We start from the raw sequence: 24,889 nt of genomic DNA, 5'->3' as shown, positions 1-24,889 counted from the left end.
GTTGTTATTCCTCTATTTTTAAAGGCAAAGTTACATTACTTTACTAAATATAAATGAATTGTGCCGTCTTGAGCGATAACGCTTCCTGCTTCAGGTAATTGACTACCAATTTTTGTACCTTCACCATGCCACTCAATTCTAAAAGGATAATGTTGCTTTGCAATATCATCTTTTGTTTGACCTATAAAGTCCGGCATTTTTTCTGTAATCGCATCCCCATAACGGTATACCTTCTCTAACTGTTCAGTAGATTTTTTTATACCTACAAAGGGTGCAACATCTTCGATAATTTGACCAACAATTGGCGCTGCTACTACACCACCAAACTGTGTTGCCTTTTTAGGGTTATCTATTGCAACATACACAACTATTTGTGGATTATCTGCAGGTGCAAAACCAATAAAGGAAACGATATAATTATTTTCAAGATAGCGGTTGTTTTCTACTTTTTGTGCCGTACCAGTTTTACCGCCAATACGTAGACCATCGCGAAAAGCTTGTCGTCCTGAACCATTTGCAACGACAGATTCTAAAGCAGCCCGCACTTTTGCAGAGGTTTCTTCGCGAATAACCTGTCTTTTCATAGTCGGCTCAGTCTCTTCAATAACCTCTCCGCTTTTAGGATCGTATATCTTTTTCACAACATACGGTGTGTACAACTTGCCACCATTTACTGCAGCCGAAACTGCCTGAACCTGCTGTATTGGTGTTACTGAAACACCTTGACCAAATGCAGTTGTTGCTTGCTCAACAGGTCCAAATCTTTCTTTTGAGAATAGTATCCCCGAAGCTTCGCCAGCAATACCCGAACCGGTTTTTTCACCAAAACCGAAGTCTTTAATGTATTGCATAAGTCGCTCACTACCTAATCGTTGTCCTAGTTCAATAAAGCCTGGGTTACAAGAATTTTCAACGACTTGAAGGAATGTTTCATCCCTATGTCCCGCGCGCTTCCAACAGCGAAGTTTCGCACCAGCGACCATAGAATAGCCTGGGTCGTAAAATCTTTCATGTTCTAGATCAACTAGGTTTTCTTCAAGTGCTGCACTTAACGTAATGATTTTAAAAGTAGAACCCGGCTCATATGCCATCCATACAGGCAAGTTCCGATTGTAAATCGACTGCTCCACTGACTGATACTCCGCGGGATGAAAAGTTGGATATGAAGACAGTGCTAAAATTTCACCTGTATTTGGATCCATGGCAATCGCGAGGGCTTGGTCAGCATCATACCTATCCATAGCCTGTGATAGTTCGCGCTCCACTACTTTTTGTGCATCCACATTAATCGTCAGTTCTACAGTAGCGCCATCATCGCCCGCTTTCCAAGCACTTGCTACATTCGGTAAGTTGTTACCTCTTGCATCTGTAAATAACCGGATGGCTGACGCATTGCCTTGTAAGAGTTTATCGTACCCATACTCAATACCTGCAAGTCCTTGCGAATCATAACCAGTAAACCCGAGAAAACGTGATAACAATGTGCCATAAGGATAGTCCCGTACGTAGTCAACACCACTATACAAGCCTTCTATCTGTAAGCCTTGCAGTTCTACAGCCTTTTCATAAGGGATATTCTTCCCCTCTGGTGCCAACTTCACTAAGTACGCTTTTTTATTCATCTTTTCTAGAAGTGTTTGCGCATCCACTTCTAGTACTTGCGCAATTTTTGCAGCAGCTCCTTCAATATCCTTGCTCTGTGAAGGCATAAAATATAAAGTCGGTGCCAATTTATTCGTTACTATACTTTCTCCATTTCGATCCGTTATATGCCCTCGTTCATTAGCAAACGGAATTTCACGGTCCCAGTTCTCTTCTGCTTTTTTTGTTAATTCTTTTTGGTCAAAGACTTGTAAGAAAAAAAGACGAATCACTACTGCAGCTGTCAGACAGATAAACAATACATATAAAATTCGTAATCGCTTTTTTGAATGGATAGAAATCCACTTCATTCTACATCACACCTTGTTTTTTACAACGTATGAAATGAAGTGGACTTCTATTCAATGTCTATTCAATCTCTATATTTTCAATTTCACCTTCTGGAGAAACGTCTACATCTGGAATGAAACTTTCAGCAGGAGTCTTGAGATTAACGACTATTGGTGCACGATCTGAAATGACTGTACCCGGAGACACACTTTGACTGACCGCAAAACCTTCCCCTACTGCTTCAATTTCCATGCCCGACATTGTTTTAAAAACAAGTATGTTCCGTAGCGACCATTCCGTAAAGTTCGGTAAGGTACTATTTCCTGCCGTTTTCAAAAATACAAAGCTACCTTTCACAAGCTTTTGCTTACCTTTTGGATATTGCTCAATAATTTCGCCGCCAGCACCAACAATTATTGGTTTCAAGCCATCATTTGCAAGCTCCACCTGCATCGCTTCTGCATTTTTACCCGTGTAATCTTGAATAGCTACACGATCTACTGCTTTTACATCTTCAGGATTAATATTTAAATGTTTTAAACTATTTTGCATGACAGGATTAAATACTTCAGCAACTGGTACAGATCCTAATTTCCCTTTTAGCTTCGGCTTTTCAACTGACACATACATGATTAGCTGTGGATCATCTGCTGGTGCCATTCCTAAGAAGGAATACAGGAACTGATCAGCACCCCAATAATACCCACCACTAGCCTTCGGAATTTCTGCTGTACCTGTTTTACCAGCTACTTGATATTCATCTAACACAAAATCCTTCGCTGTCCCGTACTTAGACGTTAATGTAGATGCTAAAATCTCTTGCACTTGCTTCGCTGTTTCTTTTGAAATAGGTTGCCCCTTTTCTTTTGGTTCATGTTGTTCAATAATCTCTCCTGTAGATGAATCTACTATTCTATCAATCACATACGGTTGCATCATTTTTCCGTCATTTGCGATAGCTGTCATCCCTTGAATAAGCTGAATTGGTGTTACCGTCGAACCTTGACCAAATGATGTTGTCACTCGGTTAATTGGATATTGCGATAAAATTATCCCTGTCGCTTCATTTGGTAAATCAATGCCTGTTTTTTGACCAAAACCAAAGCGATCTAAATAATCAAGGAACACATCGTCTCCCATCTTCTTCAAAAGATGGGCCATTGATGTATTAGAAGAACGTTGGAAACCTTCTAAATATGTAATCCAATTCCAACCGACTCTATTATGATCCCGAATAACTCGATCATGTACCTTATAAGGAGCTGAATTATAAGTTTCATTTGGATTCCAATTACCCGAATCGATTGCACTAGCAAGCGTGAAAATCTTCATCGTCGAACCAGGCTCAATCGTTTCCTCAATGACTTCATTCAACCATTTCATATTTTCACTACGTGTTTCAGGGTTGAATGTCGGACGCTGTGACATCGCAAGAATTTTCCCCGTTTTCGGATCAGCCACTACAGCCGTCATAGATTCCGGATTATACTCTTTTTCTACTCGTGTCATAGCATCTTCTACGAAACTTTGAATTGTTTTATCTAGAGTGAGATAAATATCATCGCCATCTTTGGCCGGTGTTATCATTTTCTCACTGTTAGGTAATAAGTATTGGAAAGCGTCGGTCTGGTATTCAACCTTACCATTTTCACCAGTTAATGCCTCGTCGTACGTTAACTCAAGACCCATCTTTCCTTTTGTTGTCACAGTACCGTCCTTATTTTCCTCTTTTAGCGCAAAGCCAATCAGATGCGACGCAAAAACTCCATTTGGATAATAGCGTTTCAAATCACTAACAAACAGTATACCTGGTAATTCTTCTTCTTTTATTTGGTTCATAATTTCATGACTAATCCCTCGGCCAGCACTACCAAATTCAACTTGGTAAGGTAGTGTACCGTCATCTCTACGCTTCGTTAGTCGATGATAGATTGCCTCTTTATCCATATCTATATATTCTGCCAATACTTCTGCAGTTTCCTCAGGATCAACAACATGACGTGGTTTTTTGGGATTGGTTGTTGCACTTTCATTTACAACGGCAACTAGTCGATAGCTAAGTGTATCCTCAGCTATCACTTTGCCATTAGTATCATAGATTTTTCCTCGGTTAGCGGTAATAGCACTCTCTTTTTGATATTTCGCAGCAGCTTTTGCTGCCAGTTCTTGTCCTTCTACTTCTCCAGAAGCTTGAAGTGTAACCATTCTTGTGAATAATAGGAAAAAGAGCCCTCCATAAAATATTAATAATAGAAAGGCTCCCCATTGGAATCGAAATCTCTTTTTTTTCATTCTCCAGGCACTACCTTTACATTTTTCTCATTTTGAGTTAAACCTAGTTCCTGTGCTTTTTTCCATATGCTAGAGTATGTAGAAAGTTCGCTCACGCGAACAGTCAAATCTACGTTTTGTCTTGAAATTTCTTCAATTTCATTTTCAATTTTTTGAATATCTATGTTCGTCGTTTGAATTGCTGCCTGTTTGTTTAATACAAAAACTGCTAGTACTGCAATCGTTGCTACTAAAACGAGTAACATCATTTTTTCAAATTTTTGGTTCGTTTTTTTGCGATGTTTGATGGTGGGATTTGGACTAGGTGGCGTTACTGGTTGTTGCACATGTTGATGCTGTTGTTGCCTTACACGTACTGCTGCCATTTACTCACGTCCTTTGTCGTTAATTTTCTCCACCACTCTAAGCTTTGCTGATCGTGCACGATTATTAACTGCTAACTCCTCTTCTGAAGGTAGAATCGGCTTTCTTGATATAAGCTTTAAAGTCGGTTTCATATTATCTGGAATCACCGGTAAATTCGGTGGTAATTCAGGTAGTGACGAAGCTTCTTTAAAAATTGTCTTACATAAGCGATCCTCTAATGAATGGAATGTAATTACGCTAATGCGTCCTCCAACACCAATCATTTCAATAGCATCTACAAGTGAGTCTTCTGCTGCGCCTAGCTCATCATTTACAGCAATACGAATCGCTTGGAAAATACGCTTCGCTGGATGCCCGCCTTTACGACGTGCAGCTGCAGGAATCCCCTCTTTGATAAGTTCTACAAGTTGCCCAGTCGTTTCAATTGGCGCAGTTTTACGTGCTTCCTCAATTTTTCGAGCTACTTGTTTTGAAAATTTCTCTTCTCCATAACGGAAGAAAATACGAACTAAATCCGCATATGCCCATTCATTGACAACATGGAATGCCGACAGTTGTGCTGTCTGGTCCATACGCATATCAAGTGGTGCATCATGATGATAACTAAACCCACGCTCCGGTGTGTCCAATTGTGGCGAAGATACGCCAAGGTCATATAAAATACCATCTACTTTTTCAATATTTAATGCTAGTAATTCCTCTTTTAAATATCGGAAATTCGAGTGCACAAATGTGACACGTTCTATATAAGGTGCTAAACGAACCTTTGCATTTTCGATAGCTACTGTATCTTGGTCAAAACAAATGAGACGACCCTTTTCTGATAGTTGTTGTACTAAATATTCACTGTGCCCTGCTCCGCCAAGCGTACAGTCTACATATACACCATCAGGATTGATGTTCAACCCATCAACAGTTTCTTTTAATAGCACGGTTGTATGATCGAACATACTAATCGCTCCCTCCAGGCCTTTCTTCTTTAACTAAAAATCAAAGCCAATCATATTTTCTGCAATTTCATTGAAAGATTGTTCAGACTCATTGAAATAAATTTCCCAAGCCTCTTTAGCCCAAATCTCAATTCTATTCGATACACCTAGCACAACACATTCTTTCTCAAGATGTGCATGCGTGATAAGAGTAGAAGGAATGTTAATTCGGCCCTGCTTGTCTATTTCAACTTCCGTTGCTCCCGAAAAGAAAAATCGCGCAAATGCACGTGTATCTTTCTTCGTCATTGGTAAGCCTTTTAATTTTTCTTCGAGTTTTCGCCATTCATTCATAGGATAGCCAAATAGACAGTTGTCGAGACCACGTGTAACAACAAACGTTTCGCCTAAAGCTTCACGAAATTTTGCTGGTACGATTAACCGTCCTTTCGCATCAACAGAGTGTTGATATTCTCCCATGAACATGCTACTCACCCCACTTTACTAAATAATGTACCACATCCCCCCACTTTCCTCCACTTTTTTTAAAAAAAACTTGACATTTTCACACTCAATATGCGAATAGACCTCTAGTAAAATATTTGTTTTGTGATAAATGGCATAAAAAAAGAACCACTCTTAATAGAGTAGCCCTCTTTCTGTTATGACAAACGACGGTAAAGATCAGATCTATATGTTAATTTATGACACATATAGGTATTTATACTCATTTTATTCCCATTACAAATAAAGTAAATAATGATGATTTCCAAAGTCGTATGATTTTTCTAACATTTCATCAATTAAACTAGGGCCAAACTCATTCAAATATTGATACGGATTATAAGAACGCTCTTGGAACCCGTCATTTGGATACAGTTCGTTTTGCAGTATCATAAACTTACGGATAGTTACTTCATGCTTCGCAAGTACTGTTTGTTCAATTTTTTGTTGCAAATAATTAAATTGCTTTAAATGTGTTTCTTTATTTTTCATAATGACTTTATTTAACGGAATTTGTTGCGCTTCTAAATGCACTTCAAGCTCATCTAATTTTTCATTAATTAATTGTTGTATCGCCTGAATTTGATGCTTTGCCTTTTCGTCTTGCACAGCTGTAACAAACGTGTCTTTTAATTGCATCGCTTTTCCATTCCATACATCTTCGACAGATAATCCATACTCTTTCAGTAGTTGCTCTACTTGTCTAGTAATTAGTGTTATGTTTAAACGTGGTGCAAATATAGGCATTTTCAAACCTAGAACTGTAAATGCATCTTTTAGCGTCGCCCAGTAAGCAAGCTCTCCCGGTCCTCCGACAAAGGCTAATACCGGCAATGTCATTTCTTGCATCAATGGTCTTGTAACCACATTATTACTTAACTGCTCAGGGTTAAGTTCAGCGATTTCCAGTAACTCTTCTCGAGATAGCTTAATATTCGCAGCTAAATTCACAAATTGATCTTGACGACGTTCTAGTAAATGACGTTCACCGTCTTTTACATAAAATAGATTGGCAGCTTCACTTGTTGAAAAAATCGGCGTCCCGTATCCCGCACTATCAAATGCTTGCTCTTGCGCAGTTACAACCTGAGCAATTTCTGCGTTATTACGAATAATATGCGTAAAGTTTTGGCTTTCATATTGACGGAACTTCATATCCGCCGCATCAATCATAAGTAATCCTTCTTCTTTGAACAATTGATTCATTAAACGCGCAAAGAAATCGGTAAACGTGTCACTTTCTGTTAATGCCTCTAGCAAATGTTTTCTAAGTCCTTCAGTATAAGCTGTTTCGCCAAAATCTTTTACAACCGTATTTATAAATTGAGTCATTGCTTCTTGATTTAACGCTGTTGTCGAAGCCATTGTTTTACGTTTCGAACGTTCCCCATAAGCACGTTTTTTCACATCTTCTTCACGCATTGTGTAAGTGTGATTAATCTCTTCTAGATCATGGTCTTCTCCAGCAATCCAAAAAACTGGTACAACCGGTCTTTGAAGTTTCATACTTTGCTCTTTCGCTAACGCAATAACTGAAATTGCCTTATTTACAGAGTAAAGAGGGCCTGTTAAAACACCCGCCTGCTGTCCTCCAACAACAACAAGTGCGCCTTGTTCTAATTGTTTTAAATGCTCATTTATTTTATCCGTTATACCAAGTGGTTCCATAAATTGACGAATTATTGTAGCTATTTCAGTTTGGTCCTTCGTCTGCTTTTCTAAATATGCTGCTCGTTTTTGAAATGCCTCATCACTATATTCGTATTCAAAAAACTTATGAATGGCAGTGTTTGGCGACCAATAGTCTGCTAGCACACGACTTCCCACAGGTACTTGGATTGACTCCAGTTTCATTTAACATAAACTCCTCTACTCACTAAATCATCTAAATTAATTTTCACACTCTGTTAATTCTATTATTTTAACGCTTTCCTCATTAACATGAAAAGAAAATGCTTATACAACCTGTAAATATTCTATCAGCGATTGGATTATACCCACTACACAAATAATAATATACGCAGCACTTAGTAATAAGAATAAAAAGCGCCAAATTTTTCGCAGTAATGCCCTTACTTCAATTTCCTTTTTCGTACGCCAGTCTACGTATGTAAAAATCATCGCCATTATGATGGCTGTTATTACTAAAAATCCACCTATATTTATTTGCCATACCGCTCCGATTGCAAGTGGTACTGAAAAAAATAAAAAAAATGTTGTTACATCCGATGCTACACCAAATGCACGGGTTCCTTTAACATTAATTTTTCGCCCAATGAAAAGAACAAGCAAAAAAATAAGAACAGGACAAAAAATAATAATACTAATTAGGATATGTAAAAAATCTTTCAATTTCCTTCATCACTCTCCTCAATTGCTAGTATTTGATGATAGAACGTGCGCAAAGTCGGTAATGTGTGTCCATTGTTTAAAGCCTTTTTTAATATCGCACCTACAATTGTGTCGATTTCACTTTTTCTCCCATCCAAACGATCCGCTAGCATTGATGACGTGTTGGCTGAAGTTTTTTCACATACAGCAACAACATCAGAAAAAGCAACATTAGCCTCGAGACCCGGAAATGCATCTATTAACTCATTATACAGAGTCTGCATTAAGAAAAACGCATGCTTATTCGTTAGTAACTCTCCGTTTTTCATTTGCAAAATGGCTGTTAGTGGATTTATTAAGCAATTTAACACTGCCTTTTCAAATAACATTTGTTCTGCATTTTGTGCTAATTTAAGCGAAAAAACAGAATCAACCATTTGTTGAAGCTCCCAAAAGATTGTATGATCCCCACGAGCAGGTGCAATTTTGCATAAACCAAGCCCTCTATGTAAGACAGTCGAACTATTTTGAACTTGCGCACCATACAAAACAGAACTAAAGGCTATCGTCTGTTGTGGTAATTGTAGGGCCTCCTCATAATGCGCCAAACCATTTTGCATAAACAATAGTGGTACATTCTTCGGTAACACTGACAATTCCTTATACAGCGTCTGTAATTGACCGTATTTAACAGCGACAATGACTAAATCTTGGTGAGGTAGAGTGCTTAAACTTGTTGTTGCACCAACTTGTCTTTGCGTTTTTGTACCGTCAAGATTGACTCTTGTCAAACCTACTTTATTTAATTTTTGTGCCTGTTCTTGTCTTCTAACAGCTACTGTCACATGTATGCCAGCTTCCGCTAAAAAACTTGCCGTCAGCATACCGACAGCACCCGCCCCTACAACAACAACATTCACAAAATCTCCCCGCTTTCTTATGCGCAAAAGGCCTGCCGACTAGATGGCAGACCTTCGCAGGTGTTTTTATTATACAGGATTCACCGAATGTTTTCGATACGATAATAGCATTTTGTTTGGATACTAACCTTCGGATATACATTACAAGTATCGCACAAAAATCAACCGACACTCATTTTATATATCCATATCTTACTTTTTTCTAAATCGCTAATCTTTCATTAATGAATAGCCTTGTTGCAGCCATTTCACTAACTTTTCGTGTTCATTTTGCAATTCTCGATGTTGCACCTCAAGACTTTGGTAGGCCTCAGTCAATTCATCAAAACTTGTCAACGCTAACTTCAAATGACTACGCATGGATTGTTGTGGTTGATTGCGCACGGCTGATAATGATTGACTATACTGACCACGCAACGTTTTATTCCAACGAAAACCACATGCCTGCTTCGTACGTCCAAGTTCTTCCGCCGCTAATTCAAATGCCTCTAACTGTGTTTTACCATTTTGCACATTATGCAGCACAATTTCCGCTAATCTTTCATCGTCATCCTTCGTCCATTGATCTTTTCTTTTTTTAAGTTCCATAATCTATCACCCTCGCATTTTTTACTACTATATGCTTTGGTAAAGAAAATAGAATCATTCTACGAAAAAAGCAATGATTATTGTTAGCTTCAATAATCACTGCATATAAAATATTGGCTCTTTTCAAAACATGTACGTGTCTGCACATTCCACTACGGGTGGACGCTTTCCGCGGGGCGTGGGTTGAGCCTCCGTTCCATGTGCTTTATATCAATATATAATGATTCAAGAACAGATTTTGGTGTTGAGCTAAAATATTATTTATTATTTTTTTTCGTTAAGAAGCTATTAACCGCCTCATGATGTGCTTCACTTTCCCAAAGCTTTGCACATGTACGCACTTCCTCCATCACACGTTCATACATATTACGTTCGCGCCATTTACGAAGCTCAATTTCCTTATATGCTTTATGCACAGACGGATGAATTTTACACATATGCTCAACAAAATCATCAAGTGCCTCATCTTTAGAACCTTCAAAGACACGCATCGCCCAGCCAATTTCATAAAGTAAATCTGCAGGGTACCTTTTCGCATCTACAAGCATCTTCATTGCACGGTCATGACGTAAACCTCTTTCGAACAAGTACGTGCCGCCACCCCAGCCACTCGTAATCGCTAAAGTACCTTGAATAAAGCCACATTTCGCATGGCTCGCCACTAGACGGAAATCACAAGCCGTTGCAATCTCACAGCCACCACCCACTGCAGTTCCGTTAATAAGTGCAATTGTTGGTACTGGTAATGTCGCTAAATCATATAAAATTTTCCCCATTTTGCTAAGCATGCCGAAAGCTTCGTCTTCCGTTTCTAGCGAATGAAATTCTGATAAATCACCACCTGAGCAAAATGATTTCTCTCCCGCTCCCGTTACGACTAAGAAACGCACATCATTATGTGTACGAATATATGTAATTACTTCCTGTAAACCGTTCATTACCTCATCGTTTACAGCATTATGTTTTTCTTCTCGATTAATCGTAAAAGTAATGATGCCATCATTGTTGTCAATTATATAAGCCATTTCTAGTCCCCCTTTGTTTAATAAGATAAATTGTATCATACAACTATTATTGTACTATATATTCTTTCGTTATTGACGAAAAATTCGGTCATTTCGTTATAATCAATTACGTAGAGGTGTAATTCCAAGAGCTAAAAAAATAAAAAAAGGCTAGTAGAGAGCCATGGTCTCTCTACTAGCCTTTTAAGTGAGCAAACACTGAATTATTTGCTTACTACTTCTTTACCTTTGTACTGTCCGCAAGCTTTGCAAACACGGTGTGATAATTTAGCTTCACCACAGTTAGGGCAAGCTACCATACCAGGTACAGATAGTTTGAAATGCGTACGACGCTTTCTTTTTGCAGTTTTAGAAGTTCTTCTAAATGGTACAGCCATTGATGGCACCTCCTTACAGATCGTTTATTCGTCTGTTTGATCAAAATACTTAGCTAAAGCAGCCAGTCTTGGATCCAATTTTGGTTCGTCAGCTTTTTTGTGAAGTACTACGTCTTCATCCGTTGCGTAAGTCCAGTTTTTGCCACCATGCATTTGTCCTTCGGTATTCTCTTTGAATACTTGCATTGGCACCTCAAGAAGAACTAACTCCTCAATAACCGGCTTCATGTCGATAACATCACCATCAATATAGTGAACCTCATCGGCATCTTCCCCACGTTTTTCTTCATCTACCCAGCTGAAAATTTCAACTGTCTCGATTTCGATAGGAAACTCAACATCTTCCCACGTGCGTGCACATGGAAGTGTTAACGTAGCTGTCACTGTCAACTGACAAGTCATTTGCGATGCACCAAAAGTACATAGCCCTTTTACATGAACGGGCGAAATCGCACGAATATCCTGGTTTCGCTCCATCACTTCGTCCAACTGTACATAGGCATCAATTGGCATTCCGTCTTGGCGGTATTTAGATAATTGATGAATTGACCATTTCATTCGTTTAATCACCTCGAGACAACACTGTTGATTATATATTGTGTGAAAATAGATGTCAAGATAATTTCTTGTCACCACTTAAAAACCCACTTATAATTAGACATACTACCAATTACAACTTGGCGTAATCACGCCCAGATTCTACCGCATAAGACATTTACTGAATACAGTTAAAGGGGGGTTTTACGTTATGCAAGCAGTCGGCATTGTTGTTGAATATAATCCATTCCATAATGGACATGCCTATCATTTAACACAGGCAAAACAAGTAGCACAGGCTGATATCGCCATTGCAGTAATGAGTGGTTCGTTTTTACAGCGCGGAGAACCAGCTATGGTGGATAAATGGACACGAACACAAATGGCACTCGCAAGCGGTGTCGATATTGTGATAGAGCTACCATATGTCTATAGTACCGCATCAGCAACAGATTTCGCAAAAGGGGCGATTGCTCTTCTTTCAGCGATTGGTTGTGATTCCTTTGTCTTTGGCAGCGAGGACGGCACTGTTCAGCCTTTTTTAAATACCTACCATCTCATTAAACAGCACCGAGACGAGTACGATGCATTTGTTAGAACAAGCTTACAAACCGGTGCAAGCTTTCCAAAAAGCCTACATTACGCTTATGAACAGCTTACACAAAATCACCCTTCAACATACATTAATTTAGCACAACCAAATAATATTTTAGGCTTTCATTATATTGAAGCTGCTGACAGACTTGGTAGCTCCATCAAGCCATTAACGATTCCACGTATAGCAGCTGGTTATCATGACGATTTACGAGAAGGTGCTTCAATTGCCAGTGCAACCGGTATACGAAAAGAACTCGCCGAAACAGGTTCTTTACATGGTGTGAAAAATGTATTACCAAAACCTTCATATGAATATTTATGCAATTGGCATGAAAGGCATGCTCAATTCGCCAGTTGGGAAGCATTTTGGCCGCTCCTACAATTTACAATTATCCGCCATTCACCAAAAGAGTTAACACGATATGCAGAAGTAACAGAAGGCATCGAGCATACACTTTTGAAAGCTGCAAAAACAAGCGATACATTCAAAATTTTTATGGAAAAGATAAAATCTAAACGCTATACGTGGACAAGGTTACAACGAATGCTTACTCATATTTATACAGGATTTACAAAGGAACAATTGCATACTTTTGATGCACCAACAACAATTCGCTTACTTGGTATGTCAGCTCAGGGACAGCAATATTTAGGACTGCATAAAAAAGAATTCACACTGCCACTAATAAGCCGTGTTGCCGCAACCGAAGACAAAATGCTTGCTATCGACCTTCACGCGGCGGAAATTTACAACTTTAGTGTTGAGTATGGTGGCACTTCACATAAACTCCCGAAAGACTATCAAACACCACCAATTCGCTTTTAGCGGTCGGATACGATTTTTAAAGCGGTCCTTTTATTAATGTCACTAAAACGCCGCACAACATGCAGTGCGGCGTCTTTTATTTTGTATCCAATTGTTCTAAATAGTTAATAGCGTCATCTATAGTTTTCACGGGTATTATTTTCATTTCCGTACCAATGTCCTCAGCTGTCTTAACTGCTGTCGCATAATTCGATTCTAACTCAGGATACTTCGCTTTTAGTTCAGGCGAAATTTCATCGTCTGCGGCAAAGAAAATCTCCATGCCATCACGGTCAGCAGCAATGACTTTGTAGTCAATTCCACCGATACGGCCAACCTTACCATCCATATGCATTTCACCAGTACCTGCAATCTTATAGCCCTTTGTTAAATCCTCGGGTAATAACTGATTTAATATTTCAAGTGTGAACATTAATCCTGCAGACGGGCCACCAATATCTTCTGTTTTCATCGAAACTTCCGGCGTCGTTTCAATTGTTTTACTTTCTGCATACGTAATCCCTAAACCCGCACGCTTCTCCTGGGTACCTGGAATTTCTTTTAGCGTAAGTTTTTCTTCTTTTAGTTTTTTATTTCTAAGAAATTGTATATTTACTTCGTCATCCATTCGCTTCGTTTTTAGCAATTCTACAAGCATTTCTTGATTTTCAATCTTTTGTCCATCAACTTCGATGATTTCATCACCTGCTTTTAAAATACCATCTGAAGCACCACCATCAAGGACATTTAATACAAAAACACCATCAAATTTAACATTAACATCTAGGCCAGCTCTCTTGAAAGCTACATATTTCGCATTAAACTGTGAATCTGACATAAGCTTTAACTGGCGAACACTGTATTCTTCATTATCCTCTAAGGGATTTCTGACTTGGTTAATATCCATTAACTTTTGGTACTTTTGTGTTTTTGCCCATAAATATGTCATGGGAGTTGCTTGTTGCATAGCAACAGTCATCAAACTTAGCGATCCTTCATCGTCTGCATCACCATCTTCTACGGTTACAAATTCACTAACATCATAAGCACTTCCTGGCTTCATAATATAAGCGTCTATTCGATACAATGATAAAAAAGCAATCATAGATAAAAACAAAACATATAAACTAATTTTTTTCTTCATAATTAAAGACACCTCCCTAGACGCACTAAAACCAACTGTTCATGTTTTCGCCTTTTACACATATATTGATTTTAGCATTTGCCTATGTGAATGACAAAAAGTTGAAACGAGATGATATGATGATTGCGACAATCCAAATATTGCTCTGCATACTTCTTATTCTATTACTCTTGTTATTTCCACAGACCGCTCATACCGGGACAGATTTAGGTCTACAACTTTTCATGGAAGCACTCTTCCCGTATTTGCTCCCTTATCTCATACTGACACAATGGCTACTGCGCTTAACTGCACCACTTCGTACCAAAACAAAAAGAGCCTCTCTGTACGTACAAGCTTACGTGATTAGCGCTCTTGGCGGCTATCCTACAGGTGCAACAACAATTGTGTACTTAAAAAACAGTGGGCAGCTTCATCCAAAAGAAGCAAATTTTTTATTAGCTGTATGTCATGCCCCTAGTCCGCTTTTTGTACTCGGCTTTGTAAGTCTTGATTTATTACAAAACAATACGTTTGGATGGTTGTTTTTATGTTTATTACATAGTTTTAATATTTGTTGTTTACTCAGCGGCTATTTTTTATTTCGTAAAACAGCACCCCCTACTATTTCAGTACACAACACCCCATTACACGGATCACCTTTTTCAGAAAGTATCAAGGAAACAGCACCTACATTACTCCTAGTTGGGACAACAGTTATTTTTTTCACAGCTATTCAAACGATTGTGCAAAAAAGTTTAGTAGAATTGATTCCTGGCTTACCACATTCGTTAGAGTTTATGATTGCTGCCGTATTAGAAGTGACAAATGGCATAAAAATGACCATTACAACCTTTCCCTCACATCCGTACTTACCGTTATTCGTGGTCATACTGTTGACGATGCAAAGTATTAGCATCCACCTACAAATATTCGTTATCGCTAAGTCAGCCAAACTCTCCGTTCGCCCATATATTAAATTTCGTCTACTCAGCATCATTGTAGTGCCAACTATTTATGCCTTATTTTTTTTATAGGAACAAATACGCTGGAGAGCCCGAAGCGAAAGTAAACGTTCCACCACTTTCGCCAGTGGGAGCAGACCGCGGCCTCGAGGATGTAACGCTTTAGCCTAGACGACAATGCCCTAGGTTATCCGCAGAAAAAAAATCTATAATTTCCTTAACAAACAAAAAGCACATGTACCCGAATAGGTACATGTGCCTTTATAACTTTGCAAAACCGTATTTTTCTTTTAATGCGCGTTCCACACAATCAGGTACAAGTTCGCGTACATCGCTGCCGTATTTTGCCGCCTCTTTGACAATACTCGAACTTAAGAATGAATATTGATTTTTCGTCATAATAAAAAATGTTTCAATCGTTTCATCTAGGAAACGGTTCATCGATGTAATTTGCATTTCATATTCAAAGTCCGATACTGCGCGTAAACCACGTACGATAGCTTTGGCACCCTTTTCTTTGGCATAGTCGATCAGAAGCCCTGATGAGGATTCAATACGCACATTCGGTAGCGTTTTTGTGACCTCCGCCATCAATTTCATGCGCTCTTCTACCGAAAACAAAGGCTGCTTGGATGAATTATTTAATACAGCCACATACACAACATCAAAAATATCCGCAGCTCGTTTAATAATGTCTAAATGACCAAATGTAACAGGATCAAAACTTCCAGGAACAACAGCAATTTTCTCTGACAACTTATTCTCCCTCTTCCCCAGTACAACGATATACCGAAATAATCGTTCCACCGTATGTTTCTTGTCTTTGTAATGTGAATGCATTAAAGTTTTGTGGTAGGTTTACTTCCTTCGCATGTTCACATAAAATGATACCATCCTCTTGCACTTTATCGTTGTCGACAAGTATTTGTACTAAATCATAATACTCTTTGTGATGGTATGGCGGATCTAAAAAAACCAATTTAAATTTAATATCACGCTTTAATAGCGCTTTTACAGCACGCTTCGCATCAATGCGGAAAAGCTCAGAGTACTCTTCGTATCGACATTTTCCGATATTTTCTTGTAGTACCTGAAAAGCCTTAAAATCCTTCTCAATAAATACTGCATGCTCAGCCCCTCTACTCAGAGCCTCAATACCAAGTCCACCACTACCCGCGAATAAATCGAGCGCCGTTCCACCATCAAAAAATGGGCCAATAATATTGAAAATGGATTCCTTTACTTTATCTGTTGTCGGCCTCGTTGTATTTCCTGAAATCGCCTTTAATGGCATGCCTTTACGTTCTCCTGCTACTACTCTCATAGATGCACCTTCTTCATACTTTCTTTTACTTCTAGTAGCAAAAAGCAACACAAATGTGTCGCTTTTTACTCTTACTATTTTTGTTCCTGTGTTAACACTTGTACACGACCATCACTTTTTTTCAATTCTACTAAGAATAAACGTTGTAACCACGCCTCTTCTACATAATAACGATCAGCAATTTTGAGTATCGGTTCAGAAATTGTTGAATATCTGCGTTGATTAAATACATAAAACCCTGGCTCTTTCGGGAATCGGAATGAACGTGTCTCACTATTCACATAATAACCATTTTCCCCCTCACCAGCAGTGTAGCCTAAATGCGGTAATAGTGTATCAGCAGAATATAAAGTTTGTCCTTCATATAAAATAATATCTACATCTTCTTTAATAAGGTCATCTACATAAACGCTTCGCCCATCTTCAAATAACAATGGGTAAACACCATTTTCATGTGTGACATTTAACTCAAAATAGGATGTTTTCGCTGTTAATACTTCCGATAATAGCTCATCCATTTTTGTCGGAGAAATCGGCTCTTCACCCAATCCTTTTACAGCTTCCTGCCAAGCACGCTCTTGGTCATCAGACATATACTCCTTCAAGGTTGCTACCATTTCCTTCGCTTTATCAGAACCAATAGAGCCACTTACTAAATACGATGCTACAACTTCTATTAACCACTCTGGCGCGTCCTTAAATTCTAACTCCGACTTGATTTGCGATAGAATAACCTGTTTCTCTACTGCCTGCACTGTTAACTCTGGTAAGAATAATATACGATCATCATGTGTAGCAATTGGCTTTTGCTCTTGTACAATAGAAATATGCTCATCATTTAAAAATTGTATGCTTTCAAGTGCTTTTAAAAATTCGTTGGATACCGCTTGCTTTGCATAAATCGATAATACAGGTGTTTGTTTTTGCACTTTTAAATTACCTGTTTGCCAATATAAATCATGCACTGCACCGTTTCCACTAAACATTGTGTAGTTCACAAGCGATAATTGTTGTTGCCCAATTAATGGCAAACCTGTTACCCACTGTCCTTCCATGTTCCCTTCAGTTGAAATATGCACAACCGAGTAAGAGGTTTCTCCATTAATTAATGTAGCAAATACATCCTGGATCAACATTTTATCTTGCAGACCACCCTCAAGTGGAATTATGTACGAAACTGATTGTGCTTTTGTTTCACCTTTTTTAAAATATGTTGTTTCTTCTGATAAACGGTTACAACTGTTCTCGTTGTCGATAAAACAAGTTGGATCCACTGCATTTTTTGGCCATTTTATTTTTACCTTTTGATTTGGCAAGTTTTTAAAATGCTGACGAACATCTAAACTATTTTCACGATAAACAATCTCAATTTCTTGTGAGTAGTGGAATTCGCCATTACCTACTTCTAAATCAGATGAGTATGCCTGATATTGGAAGAACAATGTGCCCGTTATTATTAAAGCTAGAATGGAAAAAAAACTCAATGCAAATTTCATATGCTAGACCTCCCGCAGCATGATACTATGTGTATTGGAAAGGATGTGCGAATATAATGCCACAACAATTTATAGAACTAGGTGAAGGCTACGGTGATGTTTACGAGCTTCTTGAGATTATCAAATCAAATGACAGCCGCTTCCATCAAGCCTTCATTCTAACATCAACAAAAGAAGAACAAACAATTGCTTCTTTAGCTGTAGCCCTTAAACCAGCAGGAGACAGTAAATTCATGCCCATTTACATTTGCCGAGAAGGCATTCCTTTTAATGAGGAGAAGCCATCAAAACGCCAAATAATGTTCGAAGAATGTATTGAACAACTCGGTAGAAAAGCAGTAGTTGTAGAAATAAAGCACTCATCTATATTTTCGGAGTCAAAACTATTTTATCAATACCTTATTGGAATAATGAGACTACATCACTATATTCCGGCATTAAACTGATATTATAGACCCGCTTTATAGTCATATTCCTTCGCTTTATCTGGTTTAGCATTTTCAAACTCAGTTTTAACGAATGGACGAAAAGATTCAACAACGTCTTTCACGAAAGGAAGGCGTTGTATTTTTGTAATCATTGTTTCAATATCCTCTCGATCGCAATAAAGTACAACATATTTTTGCTTACGAGAAATGTAATGAACATGACCATACTTCCGAAGTGATTTTGCATGTTTTAATTGATGGACGTAAACGATAAGCCCTTGTCGTTCGTTCATAAGTATTCCCTCATTTCTTATCTAAAAGAATACCATACACGGGAAATTGATAGCAACAGAGTTTAGCTGACAGCTGGATCGTTTTTCCGTTATAATGGAAAAGCATAGAATTTTTTGTTGACAGAAATCTATTCACTTATGCTAGATAAAGTGAATTTGCCAGTACCTTTTGGAATGAAGATGATTGTTAAGGAGGACGAATATGGGGAAGAAGACAAAGATAGCAATTGCCATTGCAGCAGCTAGTGCAGCAGCCTGGGCAGGGAGTAAAGCTATTTCTAAACCGCAACAACGCGAAGGAAAACCAGCGTTACAATTTGATCGCCCTATTGTACTTGCGCATCGCGGTGGTGCAGATTTGGCACCAGAGCACACGATGCCGGCTTTTGAAAAAGCTGCACAATTAGGCGTAGATGGCTTTGAAGTCGACATTCGTTTAACTAAAGATGAAGAGATTATTGTCTTCCACGACGCTACGATTGACCGTACAACAGATGGTTATGGCCTTGTAGCTGAAATGACATTAGAAGAGATTAATGCTTTTAACCATGGCTACCAGTTTGAAGATTTAGATGGCATTACTACTTACCGTGATCAGAAAGTCGACGTTGTTACACTCCGTCAATTGCTAGAAACATATTCAAACATGTTAATAAATATTGAAATAAAAGATGCACCAGATACGTATGAAGGTAGTTTAATGCCTTCTAAACTATGGCGTTTAATCGAAGAGCTCGGTGTAGAAGATCGTGTCATTGTGGCAAGCTTCTATGGCGAACAAGTAGATCGTTTTAATTTATATGCACAAAATCGTGTGGCACTTGGCGCAGGTGAGTCAGATGTACGAAAAGCATTCACATCTTTTTCAAGCCAGTTTGGGCATTTATATCATCCGAAAGTGGATGTATTTCAAATACCAATAAAGTCCGGTGTTGTTGCACTAGATTCACCAAAATTCATTCAGTTTTTAAACAACCTCAATATTCCTGTCCATTATTGGACAATCAATGATTTAGTAACTATGAACAAGCTAATTCGAAATGGTGCTAAGGGTATTATTACCGACCGCCCTGATATAGCGATGGTGCTATTACAAAAATATCAATAAAAAAGAGCGTCTCCTAAGTCCAGATTAACTTAGAAGACGCTCTTCTCGTTTTTAACCTATTTTAAATTATTAAGCACAGCATCTGTTACTTCACGTAAATTGGCTGCACCGCCTAAATCACCTGTTTTCACACCTTGCGCTAACGTTTCTTCTATAGCATTTAACACCTTTTCTCCTACTTCTGAATAGCCTAAGAAATCGAGCATCATCTTACCTGTCCAAATTTGTCCAAGTGGATTTGCTATACCTTTTCCTTCAATATCCGGTGCAGAGCCATGAACAGGTTCAAACATAGATGGATACTCACGTTCAATATTTAAATTGGCAGCTGGTGCAATCCCGATACTTCCCATGATCGCCCCGCCTAAATCTGTTAAAATATCTCCAAATAAATTCGATGCAACAATAACATCAAACACTTGTGGCTTCATCACTAAAAAAGCAGCTAAAGCATCAATATGATTTGTTGTTTGTCCGATGCCTTCATAATCCTTACCCACTTCTGCAAAAACTTCATCCCAAAATGGCATGCTGTACGTTAAGCCATTCGACTTTGTAGCACTCGTTACATGCTGACGACGATTTTGTGCCATTTCAAATGCATAGCGCATCGCACGTTCTGTTCCTTTGCGTGTGAAAATGGCATTTTGAATTGCCACCTCGTCTTGACCACTATGGATACGGCCGCCACTTTCTGAATATTCCCCTTCAGAATTTTCTCGAACAACTACAAAATCAAAACCATTTGGATTACGTAATGGTGAAGGTAAACCTTGTAATAATTTTGCTGGACGTACATTAATCGATTGTTTCATCTCACGGCGAATTTTAATGAGTAAACCCCAAAGTGAAATATGGTCTGGTACAAGGTCCGGCATACCAACCGCACCTAAGAAAATTTGGTCATAGCTTTTTAAAATATCAATGCCATCATCTGGCATCATCTTACCTGTTTCTAAATAATATTCGCATCCCCACGGAAATGTTGTCCATTCAAATTGAAAACTTCCATCTAGTTGTGCGGCCTTGTCGAGTACTTCCATTGCCGCTGGGACAACTTCTTTTCCTATGCCATCCCCTGGTATTACTGCAATTCGGTAAATTTTCATATGTATTGCCCCCTGTTTGAACTTTCCTTACATAATTTACTATACACTCTTCTTGGCACAAAAAAAATAGAAGAAGTGTAATGCCTACACTTCTTCTATCGTTATGCCGAGCAAGAGCAAGAGCCTCCTGAGCCACAGCCACTACCACAAGCAGAACTTGATGCAAAAAAGGGATTACTTACTGGTACTTTCACCGCTTCAGATACGGTTTTACCGATTAGTAAGCTAATTTCATCAAGCAAATCTTGAAAGTCGTTTTCAGCTAGTCTTAACGCTGAAACCTTATCATTTAAATCGAGTTCACGCTTTTGCTGACGAATCGATTTCATGATTGTATGATAATCAGGATGATATTTCCCAAAACGTTGTACATCTTCGTATTGCTCTTTCATACGTCCAAATGCGTGAATAGCTTCTACTAATTTAGGGTCGCTATAAACGGCATTATACGCTTGCTGTAGCGTATTCGCAGGTTCGGAGGAAAGAATCATCTCACAAAGCGCATCGGCTTCATCCAAAATGAGTGCCCATTCAGAGGTCATCATCATTGTTAATTCCCCCAATCTAATTCCCATCATAACAGATTTTATGGTAATTTTACATTATTGATATTTCAACATAAAGGAGTTTTTACAATTGGTCATATCCTCGAAAGAACAAATTGAAGAGCTACTAGCAGAAATTTTACAAAATAGTACGGAAGAAGATGAGGAAGTACTACGTCATTTATTAGGTGGCCTTCGCGATAAGCAACAAGGCACCCATCGTCGTTACATTAATGCTGCACTTCATATGGTGGGGGAATTCAAGCCGGAAGAAAGCGAAGTTCGGATACCAATTACTCCCGTTATTCATAACACGATAAAAGTGCCACACGGAGGAATAATCGCAACCATTGCAGACGCAGCAATGGGTGGGCTCGCTTCACGCTCTGTTCCAGAAGGCTTTAACGTGGTCACTACGAATATCAACATTTCATATATTGCGACGACAACAAATAAAGAACTGATTGCTAGAGGGCGTTTTGTGCATAAAGGTCGTCAAACATTAGTAATGGAATGTGATATCGAGGATGAAACTGGGCGTAAGCTAGCCATTGCAACAGCTTCCTTCTTTGTCATTAAACGTCGCCTGTCGTAAGATTAGCAAAATAGTCTTGAATGCATTGTTGGTCGGAAAAGGGGAACTTTTCATTCTTTATTTGCTGAGTTCGTTCATGCCCTTTTCCAGCAACAAGCACAATATCACCTTTATTCGCCTTTGACAACGCTTGATGAATGGCAACTTGTCGGTCTAAAAACACTTCATAATACTGTTGTTCAGAAAAACCAGCTATGATACTTTCATTGATAATAATAGGATCTTCATCACGTGGATTATCGGTTGTTAAAAAGATAATATCGGCATATTTACTGGCCACAGCCCCCATGGCAAAACGCTTTGCTTTATCTCGATTTCCTCCACAACTAAACACAAGAAGAATAGTTTTTTTGTCCTCAAAGGTTTGTAAAACAGCCTGTAATGCTTCTGCTGTATGCGCATAATCGACATAGACATCTATTCCCAATGGATTATCTATTTTTTCAAGCCGCCCTTCTGGTAATTTTAAATTCCACATATGCGTAATTATTTCTTCCATTGGAAAACCAAGGCGCCAGACCGCCATTAATGCAGCAATGGTATTTTGCACATGATAACGACCAACAAATGGAATTGCGACAATATGCTCACTCACACTCGTCTGCAAACATAATGTCGTTTTCCCAGCTGTTTCACCTAGTATTTGAACATGTAAATCATTGTGGTTCTCAAATCCAAATGAGCTCGCCTTTTTCTTATCATAAATCCCTACAGACCGACAAAAATTATCATCACCATTTAGTACGAGCTTTTTCGATAAATCCGCTAATCTTTTTTTGGCTCGTTTATACGCCTCTAGTCCTCCATGATCTTCTAAATGGTCTTCTGATAAATTTAAGAACACGCCACAATCGATATCACAATGATCAAGTCTATATTGCTGTAAGCCCATTGATGAGGCTTCTAGTACAACATATGTGACTCTAGCAGACACACATTCTTTTAAAATAGGATGTAGCTCCTTCGCCTGTACTGTTGTTAACTCTTCATATTTTGTTTGTTGTTTTTGTCCATTTATAAAATAGCCAACAGTTCCAATCACCGCTACATTTTTATGTAAGCCTCTTAGTAATTGACTGATAAAGTGGCTGACTGTTGTTTTTCCATTCGTTCCTGTCACAGCAATTACCGTTAAGGCCTCTGCTGGAAAACCCGCTAATTTTGCACTGGCATATGATAGAAACAAGGCTGTATTTGGAACCCATACATAAGGTATTTTTTTGTCATTTGTAGGAATTGTTATACTCTCTTCTGACACAATCGCAACAGCGCCTCGTTCCAACGCTTCTTTTATAAAACGACTTCCAGATGTTTTGACACCTTTTCGCACGACAAAAATATCACCTGGCTTTACTGCCTGTGCATAATCCTCTACCCCTGTAATAATCGTCCGAATCGAGCCCCCAGTAACGGTACAAGGCCATTCCTTTAACAGCTCTGCTAATTGCATCATACAACTCCCCTCCCTATTTCCCCTATCATATGTCGACGTTTGTAACGTGGTGACGAAAAAAAGCAGTGTACACGTTCCTACCGTGTACACTGCTTTTAATTTATCTGGTGATATTTTCTGATCCTTCTACAGGTAATTCGTTATCCTGTTCCTCACTGCTCTCTTTATCTTCTGAAGGTTCAATAAAGATTTGCGTATAGTAATTTAAATATACACCTGAACCAACAACTGTGTATTTCTCATCCATGATAACCTTACGATGCTCCGCTGAATTGAGCCATCCATGCATCGCCTCAATCGCATCGAAATAAGCAGTTGCTAGATTTTCACTTGCATCATTAAATGCTATGCCTTGGTTTTCTAACCTCTTTTTCAAATCGCCATTTGTAGGTGACTCATGTGCAAGAAAGTTTTGTATTTTCATATCCTCACTATGCATTTTTGCCGCCTCATCAAGTGCCTTGTCGATTTCTAACGAGGGTAGTTCATGATGTACACGTGTGATATTGATTAAATCATTTAATTGTTTGGCATTTGCTGTGTTAATATCTTGCTGTAAAAAAGAAGATGGTGGTGTTGGTGTAACAAGCTCACCTTGATAAATCATTTCATATGGTTGGTGTAATACTAGCGTTTCACTATCAGTAAAGCGTACACCCTGCAATTCGCCTGTTTCTCCATCTATATACAACTGTGCAAAAATGCCGTCAAATTTAACGAGTAAACGTGTCTGCATATCTTCTTCATTCATTGAAAAAATAAAAATATTATCGTCGACATTGGCAGCGACTTCATAGTCAATGATTGTCATGCGATAAATGTCATCTCGCTTTTGTCCAATTTTAAAGGGAGACGCATCTAACTCATCACCAGCTATGTATACTTGTGTCACAATGTCTTCTTGTACACCTAGCATAAAAAACGTCGCTGCGCTTGACTTATATACCCACCAATCATAACCAAACGACGACGGCTCTATTCTTGCTGGCTCTCCATATTGTTCGAGTACAGCTCCCACTCCTTGCCCGACAAATATCGACAAACCGCTTTGCGGACGTGTTATTGCACCTTCTTCAGGTTGTTCTAACTCGGTCTTTGGGATTACATTTGAATTCGCATTAGGCCCTTTTAATGGCTCATTTTCACGAGCGGTATTAAAGAATATAAAGCCGATAAACGCAATCGTTGCACAAGCTAATAATATGCGAAATAAAGCTTTCATACGTTACTCCTTTTCATCACCATTA

The 24,889-nt window shown here is 38.7% G+C and carries 26 protein-coding genes; 5 read left to right on the top strand and 21 right to left on the bottom strand.

The genetic code is table 11. The features are described 5' to 3' along the window. Nucleotides 1–35: 35 nt before the first annotated feature. The 12 genes from ACIQ2D_RS19275 to ACIQ2D_RS19220 form a co-directional block, all read right to left on the bottom strand. The gene (locus tag ACIQ2D_RS19275; RefSeq protein WP_402866933.1) at nucleotides 36–1,952 is read right to left on the bottom strand and encodes a stage V sporulation protein D; all 1,917 of its coding nucleotides are present in this window, start codon (nucleotides 1,950–1,952) and stop codon (nucleotides 36–38) included. A gap of 58 nt (nucleotides 1,953–2,010) precedes the next feature. After that, a complete protein-coding gene (locus ACIQ2D_RS19270; RefSeq protein WP_402866932.1) occupies nucleotides 2,011–4,224 on the bottom strand; it encodes a penicillin-binding protein in 2,214 nt (737 codons plus the stop codon). Further along, on the bottom strand, nucleotides 4,221–4,589 hold the full coding sequence (ftsL, locus tag ACIQ2D_RS19265; RefSeq protein WP_402866931.1) for a cell division protein FtsL: 369 nt from the start codon (nucleotides 4,587–4,589) through the stop codon (nucleotides 4,221–4,223). The genes ACIQ2D_RS19270 and ftsL overlap by 4 nt, the downstream gene beginning before the upstream one ends. Next, a complete protein-coding gene (gene rsmH, locus ACIQ2D_RS19260) occupies nucleotides 4,590–5,540 on the bottom strand; it encodes a 16S rRNA (cytosine(1402)-N(4))-methyltransferase RsmH (RefSeq protein WP_402866930.1) in 951 nt (316 codons plus the stop codon). Nucleotides 5,541–5,573: 33 nt separating this feature from the next. Beyond that, nucleotides 5,574–6,005, bottom strand: a complete 432-nt coding sequence (gene mraZ, locus ACIQ2D_RS19255) for a division/cell wall cluster transcriptional repressor MraZ (RefSeq protein ID WP_402866929.1) — start codon at nucleotides 6,003–6,005, stop codon at nucleotides 5,574–5,576. Between the two features lie 255 nt (nucleotides 6,006–6,260). Beyond that, nucleotides 6,261–7,877 (bottom strand): bacillithiol biosynthesis cysteine-adding enzyme BshC, encoded by a 1,617-nt coding sequence (gene bshC / locus ACIQ2D_RS19250; protein ID WP_402866928.1) that lies wholly within the window; start codon nucleotides 7,875–7,877, stop codon nucleotides 6,261–6,263. A gap of 102 nt (nucleotides 7,878–7,979) precedes the next feature. Next, nucleotides 7,980–8,375, bottom strand: a complete 396-nt coding sequence (locus ACIQ2D_RS19245; protein ID WP_402866927.1) for a DUF3397 domain-containing protein — start codon at nucleotides 8,373–8,375, stop codon at nucleotides 7,980–7,982. After that, entirely contained in the window at nucleotides 8,372–9,274 is a 903-nt protein-coding gene (locus tag ACIQ2D_RS19240) for a 2-dehydropantoate 2-reductase (RefSeq protein WP_402866926.1), read from the bottom strand. Before ACIQ2D_RS19240 ends, ACIQ2D_RS19245 begins: the two co-directional genes overlap by 4 nt. Before the next feature lie 210 nt (nucleotides 9,275–9,484). Beyond that, nucleotides 9,485–9,862, bottom strand: a complete 378-nt coding sequence (locus ACIQ2D_RS19235) for a transcriptional regulator (protein WP_053584456.1) — start codon at nucleotides 9,860–9,862, stop codon at nucleotides 9,485–9,487. A gap of 257 nt (nucleotides 9,863–10,119) precedes the next feature. After that, nucleotides 10,120–10,887 (bottom strand): enoyl-CoA hydratase/isomerase family protein, encoded by a 768-nt coding sequence (locus tag ACIQ2D_RS19230; RefSeq protein ID WP_402866925.1) that lies wholly within the window; start codon nucleotides 10,885–10,887, stop codon nucleotides 10,120–10,122. 203 nt (nucleotides 10,888–11,090) lie between these two features. Beyond that, nucleotides 11,091–11,264, bottom strand: coding sequence for a 50S ribosomal protein L32 (rpmF, locus tag ACIQ2D_RS19225; protein ID WP_010858320.1), 174 nt, complete (start codon nucleotides 11,262–11,264; stop codon nucleotides 11,091–11,093). A 24-nt stretch (nucleotides 11,265–11,288) separates the two neighbouring features. Then, complete coding sequence (locus ACIQ2D_RS19220) at nucleotides 11,289–11,822, bottom strand: YceD family protein (RefSeq protein WP_402866924.1); 534 nt, start codon at nucleotides 11,820–11,822, stop codon at nucleotides 11,289–11,291. A gap of 190 nt (nucleotides 11,823–12,012) precedes the next feature. Between ACIQ2D_RS19220 and ACIQ2D_RS19215 the strand changes: the two genes are divergently transcribed. Further along, complete coding sequence (locus ACIQ2D_RS19215; RefSeq protein WP_402866923.1) at nucleotides 12,013–13,224, top strand: nucleotidyltransferase; 1,212 nt, start codon at nucleotides 12,013–12,015, stop codon at nucleotides 13,222–13,224. 76 nt (nucleotides 13,225–13,300) lie between these two features. Here the strand turns inward: ACIQ2D_RS19215 and ACIQ2D_RS19210 are convergent, their stop codons facing one another. Further along, the gene (locus ACIQ2D_RS19210) at nucleotides 13,301–14,347 is read right to left on the bottom strand and encodes a SepM family pheromone-processing serine protease (protein ID WP_402866922.1); all 1,047 of its coding nucleotides are present in this window, start codon (nucleotides 14,345–14,347) and stop codon (nucleotides 13,301–13,303) included. 101 nt (nucleotides 14,348–14,448) lie between these two features. On the opposite strand from ACIQ2D_RS19210, the gene ACIQ2D_RS19205 reads away from it, so the two are divergent. After that, nucleotides 14,449–15,363: a hypothetical protein gene (locus ACIQ2D_RS19205; protein WP_402866921.1), complete on the top strand. Its 915-nt coding sequence runs from the start codon at nucleotides 14,449–14,451 to the stop codon at nucleotides 15,361–15,363. Between the two features lie 189 nt (nucleotides 15,364–15,552). Here ACIQ2D_RS19205 and coaD read toward each other — a convergent pair whose 3' ends face one another. The 3 genes from coaD to ACIQ2D_RS19190 form a co-directional block, all read right to left on the bottom strand. After that, the gene (coaD, locus tag ACIQ2D_RS19200) at nucleotides 15,553–16,047 is read right to left on the bottom strand and encodes a pantetheine-phosphate adenylyltransferase (RefSeq protein WP_402866920.1); all 495 of its coding nucleotides are present in this window, start codon (nucleotides 16,045–16,047) and stop codon (nucleotides 15,553–15,555) included. Between the two features lies 1 nt (nucleotide 16,048). Continuing rightward, nucleotides 16,049–16,615 (bottom strand): 16S rRNA (guanine(966)-N(2))-methyltransferase RsmD, encoded by a 567-nt coding sequence (gene rsmD / locus ACIQ2D_RS19195; RefSeq protein ID WP_402866919.1) that lies wholly within the window; start codon nucleotides 16,613–16,615, stop codon nucleotides 16,049–16,051. Nucleotides 16,616–16,689: 74 nt separating this feature from the next. Next, nucleotides 16,690–18,111 carry an RNA polymerase II gene (locus ACIQ2D_RS19190; protein ID WP_402866918.1) on the bottom strand — a complete coding sequence of 474 codons (1,422 nt, stop codon included), beginning with the start codon at nucleotides 18,109–18,111 and terminating at the stop codon, nucleotides 16,690–16,692. 56 nt (nucleotides 18,112–18,167) lie between these two features. On the opposite strand from ACIQ2D_RS19190, the gene ACIQ2D_RS19185 reads away from it, so the two are divergent. Next, complete coding sequence (locus ACIQ2D_RS19185; protein WP_402866917.1) at nucleotides 18,168–18,557, top strand: DUF7147 family protein; 390 nt, start codon at nucleotides 18,168–18,170, stop codon at nucleotides 18,555–18,557. 2 nt (nucleotides 18,558–18,559) lie between these two features. Here the strand turns inward: ACIQ2D_RS19185 and ACIQ2D_RS19180 are convergent, their stop codons facing one another. Further along, the gene (locus ACIQ2D_RS19180) at nucleotides 18,560–18,832 is read right to left on the bottom strand and encodes a YlbG family protein (protein ID WP_402866916.1); all 273 of its coding nucleotides are present in this window, start codon (nucleotides 18,830–18,832) and stop codon (nucleotides 18,560–18,562) included. A 202-nt stretch (nucleotides 18,833–19,034) separates the two neighbouring features. Between ACIQ2D_RS19180 and ACIQ2D_RS19175 the strand changes: the two genes are divergently transcribed. Continuing rightward, a complete protein-coding gene (locus ACIQ2D_RS19175; RefSeq protein WP_402866915.1) occupies nucleotides 19,035–19,940 on the top strand; it encodes a glycerophosphodiester phosphodiesterase family protein in 906 nt (301 codons plus the stop codon). Nucleotides 19,941–19,996: 56 nt separating this feature from the next. Here the strand turns inward: ACIQ2D_RS19175 and ACIQ2D_RS19170 are convergent, their stop codons facing one another. Further along, nucleotides 19,997–21,049 carry a tartrate dehydrogenase gene (locus ACIQ2D_RS19170; RefSeq protein WP_402866914.1) on the bottom strand — a complete coding sequence of 351 codons (1,053 nt, stop codon included), beginning with the start codon at nucleotides 21,047–21,049 and terminating at the stop codon, nucleotides 19,997–19,999. A gap of 101 nt (nucleotides 21,050–21,150) precedes the next feature. Further along, a complete protein-coding gene (locus tag ACIQ2D_RS19165) occupies nucleotides 21,151–21,597 on the bottom strand; it encodes a YlbF/YmcA family competence regulator (protein WP_402866913.1) in 447 nt (148 codons plus the stop codon). 88 nt (nucleotides 21,598–21,685) lie between these two features. Between ACIQ2D_RS19165 and ACIQ2D_RS19160 the strand changes: the two genes are divergently transcribed. Further along, the gene (locus ACIQ2D_RS19160) at nucleotides 21,686–22,189 is read left to right on the top strand and encodes a PaaI family thioesterase (protein ID WP_402866912.1); all 504 of its coding nucleotides are present in this window, start codon (nucleotides 21,686–21,688) and stop codon (nucleotides 22,187–22,189) included. On the opposite strand, the gene ACIQ2D_RS19155 is transcribed toward ACIQ2D_RS19160, so the two are convergent. Continuing rightward, nucleotides 22,170–23,639: a UDP-N-acetylmuramoyl-L-alanyl-D-glutamate--2,6-diaminopimelate ligase gene (locus ACIQ2D_RS19155; RefSeq protein ID WP_402866971.1), complete on the bottom strand. Its 1,470-nt coding sequence runs from the start codon at nucleotides 23,637–23,639 to the stop codon at nucleotides 22,170–22,172. The genes ACIQ2D_RS19160 and ACIQ2D_RS19155 overlap by 20 nt on opposite strands. Nucleotides 23,640–23,742: 103 nt before the next feature. Continuing rightward, on the bottom strand, nucleotides 23,743–24,864 hold the full coding sequence (locus tag ACIQ2D_RS19150; RefSeq protein ID WP_402866911.1) for a CAP domain-containing protein: 1,122 nt from the start codon (nucleotides 24,862–24,864) through the stop codon (nucleotides 23,743–23,745). Between the last annotated feature and the right edge of the window lie 25 nt (nucleotides 24,865–24,889).

The organism is Lysinibacillus sp. NPDC097287, from assembly GCF_044761695.1.
Lineage (GTDB): Bacteria > Bacillota > Bacilli > Bacillales_A > Planococcaceae > Lysinibacillus.
This window is presented reverse-complemented; position numbering and strand designations above follow the sequence as displayed.

Bases quoted from the DNA above. Each gene is read 5' to 3' on its own strand.
- mraZ (WP_402866929.1), bottom strand. From the start codon at position 6,005: ATGTTCATGGGAGAATATCAACACTCTGTTGATGCGAAAGGACGGTTA.
- ACIQ2D_RS19210 (WP_402866922.1), bottom strand. From the start codon at position 14,347: ATGAAGAAAAAAATTAGTTTATATGTTTTGTTTTTATCTATGATTGCT.
- ACIQ2D_RS19235 (WP_053584456.1), bottom strand. From the start codon at position 9,862: ATGGAACTTAAAAAAAGAAAAGATCAATGGACGAAGGATGACGATGAA.
- ACIQ2D_RS19170 (WP_402866914.1), bottom strand. From the start codon at position 21,049: ATGAAAATTTACCGAATTGCAGTAATACCAGGGGATGGCATAGGAAAA.
- ftsL (WP_402866931.1), bottom strand. From the start codon at position 4,589: ATGGCAGCAGTACGTGTAAGGCAACAACAGCATCAACATGTGCAACAA.
- ACIQ2D_RS19155 (WP_402866971.1), bottom strand. From the start codon at position 23,639: ATGCAATTAGCAGAGCTGTTAAAGGAATGGCCTTGTACCGTTACTGGG.
- rsmH (WP_402866930.1), bottom strand. From the start codon at position 5,540: ATGTTCGATCATACAACCGTGCTATTAAAAGAAACTGTTGATGGGTTG.
- ACIQ2D_RS19215 (WP_402866923.1), top strand. From the start codon at position 12,013: ATGCAAGCAGTCGGCATTGTTGTTGAATATAATCCATTCCATAATGGA.
- ACIQ2D_RS19275 (WP_402866933.1), bottom strand. From the start codon at position 1,952: ATGAAGTGGATTTCTATCCATTCAAAAAAGCGATTACGAATTTTATAT.
- bshC (WP_402866928.1), bottom strand. From the start codon at position 7,877: ATGAAACTGGAGTCAATCCAAGTACCTGTGGGAAGTCGTGTGCTAGCA.
- ACIQ2D_RS19220 (WP_402866924.1), bottom strand. From the start codon at position 11,822: ATGAAATGGTCAATTCATCAATTATCTAAATACCGCCAAGACGGAATG.
- ACIQ2D_RS19270 (WP_402866932.1), bottom strand. From the start codon at position 4,224: ATGAAAAAAAAGAGATTTCGATTCCAATGGGGAGCCTTTCTATTATTA.
- ACIQ2D_RS19190 (WP_402866918.1), bottom strand. From the start codon at position 18,111: ATGAAATTTGCATTGAGTTTTTTTTCCATTCTAGCTTTAATAATAACG.
- ACIQ2D_RS19185 (WP_402866917.1), top strand. From the start codon at position 18,168: ATGCCACAACAATTTATAGAACTAGGTGAAGGCTACGGTGATGTTTAC.
- ACIQ2D_RS19175 (WP_402866915.1), top strand. From the start codon at position 19,035: ATGGGGAAGAAGACAAAGATAGCAATTGCCATTGCAGCAGCTAGTGCA.
- rpmF (WP_010858320.1), bottom strand. From the start codon at position 11,264: ATGGCTGTACCATTTAGAAGAACTTCTAAAACTGCAAAAAGAAAGCGT.
- ACIQ2D_RS19165 (WP_402866913.1), bottom strand. From the start codon at position 21,597: ATGATGATGACCTCTGAATGGGCACTCATTTTGGATGAAGCCGATGCG.
- ACIQ2D_RS19150 (WP_402866911.1), bottom strand. From the start codon at position 24,864: ATGAAAGCTTTATTTCGCATATTATTAGCTTGTGCAACGATTGCGTTT.
- ACIQ2D_RS19180 (WP_402866916.1), bottom strand. From the start codon at position 18,832: ATGAACGAACGACAAGGGCTTATCGTTTACGTCCATCAATTAAAACAT.
- rsmD (WP_402866919.1), bottom strand. From the start codon at position 16,615: ATGAGAGTAGTAGCAGGAGAACGTAAAGGCATGCCATTAAAGGCGATT.
- ACIQ2D_RS19230 (WP_402866925.1), bottom strand. From the start codon at position 10,887: ATGGCTTATATAATTGACAACAATGATGGCATCATTACTTTTACGATT.